10 protein-coding genes and 2 pseudogenes are annotated in these 10714 nt (G+C 32.5%); 10 read left to right on the forward strand and 2 right to left on the reverse strand.

The genetic code is table 11. From position 1 onward, the window contains the following. A partial coding sequence (locus tag K737_RS01580) for a hypothetical protein (protein WP_006301938.1) occupies positions 1-191 on the reverse strand: 191 nt, incomplete at its 3' end. Between the two features lie 641 nt (positions 192-832). On the opposite strand from K737_RS01580, the gene ybeY reads away from it, so the two are divergent. From ybeY to K737_RS11370, 5 genes and pseudogenes are all read left to right on the forward strand, one after another. Beyond that, positions 833-1264, forward strand: coding sequence for an rRNA maturation RNase YbeY (ybeY, locus tag K737_RS06720; RefSeq protein WP_200863581.1), 432 nt, complete (start codon positions 833-835; stop codon positions 1262-1264). 47 nt (positions 1265-1311) lie between these two features. Then, on the forward strand, positions 1312-2067 hold the full coding sequence (locus K737_RS01590) for a transporter associated domain-containing protein (RefSeq protein ID WP_023492152.1): 756 nt from the start codon (positions 1312-1314) through the stop codon (positions 2065-2067). A 678-nt stretch (positions 2068-2745) separates the two neighbouring features. Beyond that, entirely contained in the window at positions 2746-2958 is a 213-nt protein-coding gene (locus K737_RS11790) for a transposase (protein ID WP_407636440.1), read from the forward strand. A gap of 269 nt (positions 2959-3227) precedes the next feature. After that, positions 3228-3371, forward strand: a pseudogene (locus K737_RS11795) (IS5/IS1182 family transposase); the annotation flags it as partial. Positions 3372-3381: 10 nt separating this feature from the next. Beyond that, positions 3382-3618 (forward strand): annotated as a pseudogene (locus tag K737_RS11370) (transposase); the annotation flags it as partial. 273 nt (positions 3619-3891) lie between these two features. Here K737_RS11370 and K737_RS01595 read toward each other — a convergent pair. Next, positions 3892-4533: a VanW family protein gene (locus tag K737_RS01595; protein WP_161630404.1), complete on the reverse strand. Its 642-nt coding sequence runs from the start codon at positions 4531-4533 to the stop codon at positions 3892-3894. A 993-nt stretch (positions 4534-5526) separates the two neighbouring features. Here K737_RS01595 and K737_RS07520 point away from each other — a divergent pair. The 5 genes from K737_RS07520 (at position 5527) to murA (ending at position 10332) form a co-directional block, all read left to right on the forward strand. Beyond that, on the forward strand, positions 5527-5667 hold the full coding sequence (locus K737_RS07520; RefSeq protein WP_023492150.1) for a hypothetical protein: 141 nt from the start codon (positions 5527-5529) through the stop codon (positions 5665-5667). Further along, a complete protein-coding gene (locus K737_RS10230; RefSeq protein ID WP_023492149.1) occupies positions 5664-5834 on the forward strand; it encodes a hypothetical protein in 171 nt (56 codons plus the stop codon). Before K737_RS07520 ends, K737_RS10230 begins: the two co-directional genes overlap by 4 nt. A 487-nt stretch (positions 5835-6321) precedes the next feature. After that, positions 6322-7095: a leucine-rich repeat domain-containing protein gene (locus K737_RS01600; RefSeq protein WP_006301831.1), complete on the forward strand. Its 774-nt coding sequence runs from the start codon at positions 6322-6324 to the stop codon at positions 7093-7095. Positions 7096-7529: 434 nt separating this feature from the next. Next, a complete protein-coding gene (locus K737_RS01605; protein WP_235075656.1) occupies positions 7530-8282 on the forward strand; it encodes a leucine-rich repeat domain-containing protein in 753 nt (250 codons plus the stop codon). A gap of 769 nt (positions 8283-9051) precedes the next feature. Further along, positions 9052-10332 carry a UDP-N-acetylglucosamine 1-carboxyvinyltransferase gene (murA, locus tag K737_RS01610; protein ID WP_006301836.1) on the forward strand — a complete coding sequence of 427 codons (1281 nt, stop codon included), beginning with the start codon at positions 9052-9054 and terminating at the stop codon, positions 10330-10332. The last annotated feature ends 382 nt before the right edge of the window (positions 10333-10714 follow it).

The raw sequence follows: 10714 nt of genomic DNA on the forward strand, positions 1-10714 counted from the left end.
GAGCTTTGTTGAGAACCAGATACACTTTCTTCATCAGAGCTTTGTTGAGAACCAGATACACTTTCTTCATCGGAACTCATTTCTGAATCTTGCTGAAAATTAGACGATTCACCATGAAAATTTTTAGCAGTGCTTTCGAAAAAAAAGCCACTCAAAACATTTACTGTTAGAATTAAAAAAATTTTTTTCATACTCAAAAGCCATTTTTTCTTTACTTTAACAAAACCTTACTGAAACTTCAAGGTACTTTAAACAAAAGCAGGATAATATTTTTACATATGATGTACCATGTATTTTTTAGGATAAAAAACTCCCTTTTTGTGCTCTGTAGATTTTTTCAGATTCAATCTAGCACTGCACTAAAACAAAAACGCTGCATGGTTCGTATATTTTTATTAATAAACCATTAAATAATGATTATCACTTAAAGATCTATACCCCTAAAATCAAAAATCTTCCAGATAGGATGCATCAATTAAGGGAAAATTGAAATCAAAAAACTACAGAAAAATCGCCACCGCAAATCGTTTAATAAAATTAAAATACGCTAAAAAAATTCAAGAATTAAAGGCGACAAAATATTTTAGATTTAACTTGACTAAAAAACTACTCCTGATATACGCTCCTCCCACATGAAAATTTTTTAAAATTCTACTTAAAAAGTTTAGAGCGTATTTCGTAAAAAAGGATGTAAGCTCTTGAAAAATGCTTCCAATTCCAGTAGCCTGACTAAGGTTTGGTACTGTTTATCGGTATTTTTTTGGCAAACTTAAATTCAGTTCTACACTTGACTCTTAATTCAAGAAAGGATCTTGTTGGCTATTGTGATTTTTTGGATCAGAGTTTTGTAAAAAAAATAGTAAGCTCTGTTCTTTTGAAAGCAGGGCATAAAGCGTATAGAGAAGTCTACTTAGAGGTTCTATTGATTTCTGACGAAGAAATGGAGTATTACACGCGGTGTTACGGTCCAGAACCTGGTCCTACTAACGTTTTATCCTTTCCGTTACTTTCTGTAGAAGAAAATATTAATTTCCCGAAAAACGTTCCTTTACCCTTGGGAAGTATTTTGTTGGGTTTTCCTTACATCACTCAAGAAATTAAAGAATACAATTTTTTACCAGAAGCTCATATAGCGCGATTGCTTGTTCATGGAACGCTTCATCTTTTGGAATATGACCATGTAGAGCAAAAAGAGCGCCACGTTATGGAAACTTTAGAAGCAAATATTTGTACCCATTTGGGTTATGATTGGAGACCTTTATGAATTTTTGGCAATACATCATAAAATATTTCACTACTTCTCAAAATACTGTGAGTAGTGAAAAGTTAGAAGGAACTATGGAACGCTTTTTTTCTCTTCCTGTGGAAGATATTATGATTCCTCGAAGTGATATTTTAGCGGTTTCTTATCGCCTTCCTTTTGAAGAAATTACGCGAACGTTTTTAAAAACCGGATTTCGATGGCTTCCCGTATATCGAGAGACCCTAGATAACATTAGTGGAGTTATTAGTATTCACAGCGTTCTTGCGCTAAAAGAATCTTGCACTCAAGATATTAGGTGGTACAGGCACTTAAATCACGCATCTTTTGCACCAGCTTCTATGACGATCCAAGAAATGATGAAGGTTTTATACGAATATCACAGTCTTGCGCTATTTATTGTAGATGAGTATGGAGGAATTCAGGGAATGGTAACAAAAGGGCATATCTTAAAAGAGTTTAGCAGTATGCATTTATCGCTTTCTTCAGAAGAAGAAGGGGCAGTGGTAAGTCGTAATCCTTGGGTATTAAGAGGAAGAATAAGCTTAGAAGATTTTGAAGAAGAGCTTCAGGTATTTACGCTGTTCACTCCAGAAGAAAAAGATAAGGTGAGCACATTGGGAGGCTGGCTATGCTATACTCTAGGACGAGTTCCGCTTAAAGGTGAAATTATTCAACATTCTTCAGGATTTGCTTTTGAAATTCAAAGAGCAGATCCAAGAACAATTTACGAAGTATGTATTTTAAATTATCCTAACAAGGATCTTTCAGAAAATTCCCCTTTGCAAGCGCTCCCAGGAACATGATAGATTAAAAAAATATTTTGAATTTTAAAGTTAACAACAGCTATAGAGCAAAAATGCACACTATTTTTAAGCATAAATTTTTTAACATCCCTTATAAAGTTAAAACTGAAAAGTTAAAATGTGGATGATGAATTAAAAATTGCAAAGTGGGCATAAAAATAATTTGTATCACCACACACACGAAAGAAAAAATATTAAAAAAGACTATAGTCAAAAATTTGTACAAAACTAAGCAAGACTTTTTCCCACTATTTTTGAGTATTTTTTTTTAAAATAAAAATTTTAAAATTTGTTTAATAGATTTTTTTCGGAAACTAGATTTTATAGTCATTTAGCCTGAAAGTGGGATTTGGAAGAATGAAGAAAAAGCCTCATAAAGTTTATCAAATGCATTAATTTGGCATTTAATCCATCGTTTCATATTGGCCAAGAATTTTTAATTGGATTTAGATCGGGGGAATGTGGAGGTAAAAAAAATTACCTTACACCCAACAGATTCAATTAAATTTTTAGAACCTGTCTTCATGAATAAAAAAGTGTGATATAAAAGGCTTGAAGGAGTAGAAGATGAATTATCCAAGCGATTTAAAAAAGAAAGGAATGTGACAAAGCATCATTTTGATAGCGGCAATAAAAGCAAATACAAAAAAAAGAGGGTGTTAATGCAGTATTTTAATAATCAGCGGTTATCAATGGGGCATGCTACCAAAAGATTTTTCACCACATTCGACGGTACATTCGTTTTATAGACGATATAGGATTAAGGGGGTATGGGAAAAAGTGATGCATGAACTTGATAAGACAAGCCGAATTAAGTATGAAAGGAGTGATAATCCCAGCTATGGCATCATTCACAAAGTGTTACCCCCACAGGTGCCTCAGAAAAAATAGGTATAGATGGGGAAAAAAAGATACGTAAACAGCATAGTGGTGTTGATAGGCAAGGCAATTTGCTCCATATCACGGTTCATAAAGCCGATACGCACAGGTGCTGAGTGCAGAATTTTTGAGGAAGAGGTGCAAAATATCCTAAATTAAAGGGAGTGTGTGCAGATGCTGGATATAGAAACCCCATGGAGGCATTTATGAGAACTAATTATTGAATAAAACTATAGCAATCTCAGAGCATATATCTCAAGGATGGGCTATACTTGCTAAAGCGTTGGATTGTCGAAAGAACATTTGCATGGCTAAATCCTTTTCGAAGGGTATCTAAAGATTATGAAATTGCCCTAGCGGCTGCTGGAAACCTGATCATGATAGCCCATTCCATGATCCTATTAAGAAGGTTAGCTAGATCATGAATACAGAAAGCCTAGTCAAGGTGTTATTATGGATAATGCCTATTTTCATAAATTCAAGAGAAGTAAAAAATTAATAGAATCTGTAAAATGCAGTATAATTTTTCTATATCTTTACTCTTCTGATTTGAATCCAATAGAGAAATTCTGGGCTAATATGAAGAGGTGGACAATATACCAAATTTCAATACTCTATTTGACTCTGCTTCGTGGTTCTTTAACATATCTTATTCAACCTAAATTACTATAATAGATAAACATTTTTTCAATCAGAACAATACTGCTTTTATAGCATATATATATTATTAATCTAAATATCCTAAAGTTCTAAATTTACATTGGGTTTTGAAGGCAGTGCTTGATTGTAAGATTAACTAATGGCTGATCAATAAACGATTAATTTAATTGTAGTGCAAAGTGATCAAATAAAAACATTCTTACGTTAGTAAAAGTCCTCCATCAAAATTATAAGACATAAATTTAGGATTTTTTGCAGAGAAATCGTTTTAACTGTGTCTTTATTTTACGCGAAAATTTTATAGCGTGTTGAATCGGGTTCATAGCAAACTTTGCTCCAATTTTTTACTAAGAGTTTGTCGTGCAAATGTTTTGGAATTTTTCCATCTATTCCTTTTTCAAAAACAGATACCCATATTTCGTTAGATCGATACCATTCATCCCCCTGCCGTTTAAAAAAATGATTTTTTTCAAAAACTGAAAACGTCTGCATAGGGTGTGCAGAACACCGAATCTCTCCTTTTAACCTACCGCTTGCAATAAAAACCCTAAATTGAAATGTGTGGGGGGTGGTGTTGGTGACTTGCCAATCAACATAGTTCCAAAAAACGGCAGCGCCGCTTCCAAAAGGTAAGACTCGTCCTTGATCAGGAAAGGGATCGTAACTATGCAAACTGCGCTCTACCACTGTTAAAGGCGTGTGCCAGGCCATCCAATTCAGTAAATTAGACAATTGACAAATGCCTCCTCCTATTCCTGCTCTTGCTTTGCCTCTTGATATTTCCATTCCTTCTAAAAATCCTTTTTTTTCTGTGGGTCTTCCTATCATGTACCAAAACGAAAAAGTTTGTCCTGGCTTGATAATACAATTGTTAATTTTTTCTATAGCTAGCTTAAGGTTGACGATTTTGTTACGTTGCCATTTCATGTAGAGCGGATCATCAGTTAAATAATTTCTTATCAATTTAGAATTGTGCCGAGTACACCGGTATGTTAACTGTTCCTTAGAAAAATCAAGACTATAAGTTTTTTTGTGAAAAAAAAGGTAAATAAAACGGATAATTCTTTTTTGCCATATTCTTACGAAATATACAATTGGGCTTACCTCACTAAGTAATTTTTTCTGACTTTTCTGGAGGGGGGCGGATTTCTTCATAACAACTTTCCTTACGTTACACATTGATAGAATTTTACGCATAGTCTGATAGTGCACGATTACTCTACATACCCTACTTTCATTAAATATTTTAATTCTCTAAAAGCTTGCTCTACAAAAAAATTTCTTAAATTTTTTCTGCTCTACAGAAAAAAGATTGCACCTAAACAATTGTTGTAAACAAAATGAAATTCTAAAATTTTTATTTACTGAAAAAAAAGAATCTTTCTTTAATCGCTGAAGAATTTTCTTTACAAACAGAACCACATTTTTTGACGTTTTTTGTATCCAGTATAGATTTTACTTAACCAAAGAAAAATTCAAACATAACCCAAGATATATTTTTTAGCTTATAAGGAGCAATGAAGTTTTGGCGTGTAAATTAAATTAAAAACATTTTACTTTTCATGCATTAAGAGAATAAATATTAAATATTTAATGTTAATTCTAACAAACAACTACAAGAGTATTTTACACTTTTTCAAACTTAACAGCAAGATTTTTAAATAAAAAACAAACCTAAGTTAAAATTTAGTTTCAACGATTTAAGGTCCTTGAACTGAGATAAAAAATATGAAACAATTGTCATGAGTATTCTGATAGTATAGTCCAAAAGTAGAAAACAATTCCAAAGGTAGAAAACAATTTAAGCTGTAAATCTTTGCATTTACCTTTCTTAAAAAAGTCTTTAACTAAAGATATTTTTTTTAGAATCAGTAAAGGAAGTCTTTTAAAAATCTCTAAAAATGATTGTATGTAAATTTTGTGAATGTTAGGAGTGTTTTAAAAGCGGTTTTGTTCGATGGGTTCAGCGGTACACATGTAAAAAATGTAGAAAAAATTTCACGAGGTGTGCCCAAGAAATACAAGCTCAAAGCCTTCGTTTTATACGTAAACGGCTTTTGAATGAACCGAATTGCTCAGCGTTTTGGTATCAGCGCCACCGCTGTTTTGAAGGGGGGGGCAACCTTATAATCAAGGCTATGCACCAAAGTTTAGCCCTCCCCAGAAGACAAGGAAATCGATCAATTTTTGCATTATTAAAAAAAGAAGCAAAAAATTTGGATTTTTAAAGCTTGGATTTCTAAATTTTAGGATCGTGCAGGGCTTATCGATTAGGACTTGGTGATCGCTTGAGTCAAAATTCAAACGATTTTTTGAACGATTAAAAAAATGGAAAATTTTACTTTATTGCAAAGATCATTGGGCAGATTTTAATAAAATTATTCCAAGCACCCACCCCTTTCAGGGAAAAGATAAAACCTTTTCCATTGAACAAAATAACGCTCCATACCGCCATTGGTTTGCAAGATTTCATCGCCCCCTTGCAAACACGCGATCTCTTGAAATGCTGAAGGGAACAGTGCTTGTTTTTACGGTACTTCATGTTAATAAAACTTTGAAAATTAATCACGCTATCTTTGGTTAAAAGTCTTCCTTAAAATTTTGATAAATAATCTATTGATGAAGCGTGTGATAAAATTTAGAAAATAAAATATCAACTATTTATTTTTTAGTTAAATTTTTCTATAATAAAAAAATGTGTTTAAAACTTTTAATATGTTTAAAATTCTTATTATCTCATTTTTGGTAGGGAGCCAAATTTTATTTTCTTCTAATTTTTCTCAAAAAAATTCAATTTTTTACAGTTCAGATAAAAAACCTTTGGTAAAAAGATTTAAATTTTACTGTAATAAAGAATATACGGAAGATTATTACGGAGAAGATGTCTGGGTTAAGGGACTAAAAAAAATAACGCTTTTAGGAAAAAAGATTCCTGATCATGTCCGATCTATAGAAATAAAAACAGACATTCAGGACCCGGAAAATCTTAAAAAAATTGATTTTAATAAGGTTGAATCCCTTCAATTTTCTTACATGTTTTCTGATGTTCATCCAAAGTTTCAATTGGAAAATCTTGTGGGCGCTAAATTTCCTAATGTAAAATTTTTTTCTGTATTCTGTTCTAGTCTTAAAAATCTTTCCCCTTTAAAAAAGATATCTTTACCTTCTTTAGAGGAACTTGACTTTTCAAAAAATGGCATTCAGGATATTTCTGTATTCAAACACCTTTCTTTTCCAAAACTAAAAAAACTATCCTTGGCTTGTTGCGATATCAAAGACATTACACCTTTGCTTTCTTTTTCTGCACCTTTGCTGGAAGAAATTAATTTTTGCAGAAATGAGGGGCTATCTGTCAGTTTAGAAGATGCTGAAAAATTAAAAAAACAGTTTCCTTTACTTAAAAAAATTGTCATATTAAGAACAATAAACGAAAATAACTGGGTTTATATTACTTTCCAAGAAAAAGCAGTATTTTCTAACAAAGAGTAATCCTTATTTTAGATAATCTTAAAAAATTCTTTAGAACGGATCCACAAATCCTGTTCCTAACAGAAAGAGTCATGGTAGACGTTCTAAATTATTTAGGTTTTTATTCCAAAGAAATAGAGTTCGATTTGAAATTTTTAAGAAAACGTTAAGGATGAAAAATATAGCTACATAAAAGAGATCAAGGCAAGTAAAATTAAAATAAGTCGTTAATAAAGTTGTATAAGGATATTAAGCCCATCGCTTGAAAACACCTTAGATAAAACTCCTTGAATATTTTGTTTTGATTTTATTATATTTTATTTCCAATCCAAATATAAATATAATATAATTGCAACAAAATCAACAATCAATTGTTATATTATTTATACAAAATGTGATATAATGAAAAATAAAATAGTAAAGAAAAGATGTTTAAAATTCTTATTATCTTATTTGTGGTAGGGAGTCAAATTTTATTTGCTTCTAATTTTTCTCAAAAAAATTCAATTTTTTACCGCTCGGATAAAAAGCCTTTAGTAAAAAAATTTAAATTTTATTGTAACAAGGAATATACGGAAGATTATTACGGGGAAGATATTTGGGTTAAGGGGCTTAAAAAAATAGCGCTTTTAGGAAAAAAGATTCCTGATCATGCCCGCTCTATAGAAATAAAAGAAGATATTCAGGACCCAGAAAATCTTAAAGAAATCGATTTTAACAAGGTTGAATCTCTTAAGTTTTCCTATATGAGCTCTGATATTCATCCAGAGTTTCAATTAGAAAATCTTGTGGGCGCTAAATTTCCTGATGTAAAATTTTTTTCTGTATACTGTTCGGGTCTTACAGATCTTTCCCCTTTAAAAAAGATATCCGTACCTTCTTTAGAGGAACTTGACTTTTCAAAAAATGGTATTCAGGATATTTCTGTATTCAAACACCTTTCTTTTCCAAAACTAAAAAAACTATCTTTGGCTTGGTGCAATATCAAAGACATTACACCTTTACTTTCTTTTTCTGCACCTTTGTTGGAAGAAATTAATTTTTGCAGAAATGAGGAGCTATCTGTCAGTTTAGAAGATGCTGAAAAATTAAAAAAACAGTTTCCTTTGCTTAAAAAAATTGTCATATTAAGAACGATAAATGAAGAAAATTGGGGAAATATCATTTTCCAATCAAAAGCAGTATTTGCTAATAAAGGAAAGCAGTGATTTTTAAATATAAATAAGAAAGCATCAGCGTAGGATACTCCAAAGAATACCGTAGAGCAACAATAAAAACCAGGAAAAGAATAGAGAGGGTGTTTAAAAATGATTCCTACGCATTGCAAGACTTTTGATAAAAAGGAGCTTTTTGTGGCTTAAAAGAGATTAATTAGTCAGAGATTTCAGGAATAATATGTTTTTTTAGTAGATTTTAATATTATGTGCAGTCCTTTGAGGAAAAATTTTTCTTGTAACAAAAGCACTTAATCGCTAAAATCTACTCTTTTTGTTTTTGAAAATTTCATAAAAATTGCTTACTAAAGAAGACCATGAAGAGCAGAAATGTTAATGTGATTTTTTTCTAAAATATTACTTTTGATTCTAAATATTTTGGTTAATTGAAGACATTGCTTAAAAAATCTAAAAAAATAAAAAAACAGAAATTTTACGATAAGATTAATATCTAGGATGATTCATTAAGCGAATTTTACGTCTATTACGTAACCGAGATAATTTTTGGGTAAGATTTTCAATAGTGCGCCGATGCATTTAAGCAACATTAATAAAACAATAAAAATAATAACGGAATCTTTAAATTTAAATTATAAAAAAAAAATAAAATTAACTTTTTAAATAATTAATGTTTATATTGTGGTATTTTTGATCTCAAAAATTTAATTAAAATTTTATGTATTTTTTCCTGATATTTCTAAATGCTTGTTTTTTCCTGAAAAGATAACTAAGATGAAGAATCTTATGAAATAAGCGTTAGAAAATGGATTATTTTCGTATACAAGGTGGAATCCCGTTATCAGGAACTATTGCTATTAATGGTGCTAAAAATGCAGCACTTCCTTTGTTAGCTACATCGCTTCTTACCGACAAGCCTTTGATCTTAGAGCGCGTTCCTTTAGTGGCGGATGTTTTTTCTTTGAAGCTTTTATTAGAACATTTGGGTGTAAAAGTGCAGATGAATTTCAAAACTTTCACTGCACAAGCGGAAAAGATCAATTTTTGTGCTCGCGCGGACTATAACATGGTGCGAAAAATGCGTGCCTCTATTTTGGTGCTTGGGGGGTTATTGGGGCGCTGTGGAAAAGCTCAAGTTGCTTTTCCTGGAGGGTGTGCCATTGGCGTGCGTCCTGTGGATTATCACATCGCAGGACTTCAAGCTTTGGGGGTTGATGTTAGTGTTTACGATGGATATATTCATGCTTTTGCACCAAAGGGCCGTGTTCGGGGGGGAGTATATAAATTTCCTCGTCCTAGCGTGACAGGAACTCAAAATTTGTTGTTGGCTGCTGTTCTTGCAAAAGGAGAAACTCGATTGGAAAATATAGCTCTAGAACCAGAAGTTTCTTCCTTGGTTCAATGTTTAAAACAGATGGGAGCGGTGATCGAAGGGCAGGGAACTTCAGTTCTAAATATCCAAGGACAAGACTCTCTTGATGGAACACATTTTAATATTCTTCCAGATCGTATCGAAATTGGAACTTATATTGTGGCAGCATTAATGAGTCGAGGAGAGTTAACACTAACAGGCTGCGCGAAAGAGCTTATGGGTGCGTATGTTTCCGTACTTACTCATATTGGGATTCCGATTCATGAGATTTCTCCAGGAACTTTCCATATAAAGACTCCTAATCATTGGGGGGGATTTAATATTAAGACTCAAGAATTTCCGGGATTTCCAACTGACTTACAGTCTCAGTTTATGGTGCTTGCAACCCAGGCAGAAAGCCCGTCTACGATTCAGGAGAATATTTTTGAGAATCGATTTATGCATGTGGGAGAGTTATCAAGAATGGGAGCTGGTATTTTTATTGACGGCTCTACTGCGCACATTAAAGGACAAACCGCTTTAACAGGTGCAGAGGTAATGGCTACAGATCTGCGCGCTTCTGTATGTCTTGTTTTGGCAGCATTAGCAGCTAAGGGAGAGACTATAGTAAATCGGGTATACCATTTGGACCGGGGATATGAGAATCTTCCTGGAAAACTATCTACTTGCGGAGCGAAAATTGAACGGGTTTGTCCCAAAGGTACGCAGGCTTAAAGCAGTTCATCTTTCGATAAAAAGATTGACAATTTTTAATTTTTCCAAAATTTTTTTGTGCTTTGTTTTATGCAAGACACAGTCGAGATAAAGAATTATCTTTTAGATCGTATTTTCGTGAAGTTTTTTCTTGCGTTGGCACTTAGAAAACAAAGAAGATGAGTAGTAATATTTAGGAAGCGATATCGTTTTGTTATTTTGCATAACTCCCCCTCACTTTTTTGAAGGGGCTTTAAAAGATCCGAAAGACAGGCTATTTTATTAAAAATAAACAACAATGTTTAATGCAAATGAACCTTCGTACTTAGTATGATCGATTAGCGAAAGGTTCAGCATCCTGCGCTGATCCACAAGATGAACGCTCCAGCTTCAATAAAATCCA

This window comes from Holospora undulata HU1 (assembly GCF_000388175.3).
GTDB lineage: Bacteria > Pseudomonadota > Alphaproteobacteria > Holosporales > Holosporaceae > Holospora > Holospora undulata_A.

Excerpts from the sequence above, each read along its gene's own strand:
- murA (WP_006301836.1), top strand. The coding sequence starts at position 9,052 with ATGGATTATTTTCGTATACAAGGTGGAATCCCGTTATCAGGAACTATT.
- K737_RS01595 (WP_161630404.1), bottom strand. The coding sequence starts at position 4,533 with ATGAAATGGCAACGTAACAAAATCGTCAACCTTAAGCTAGCTATAGAA.
- K737_RS01600 (WP_006301831.1), top strand. The coding sequence starts at position 6,322 with ATGTTTAAAATTCTTATTATCTCATTTTTGGTAGGGAGCCAAATTTTA.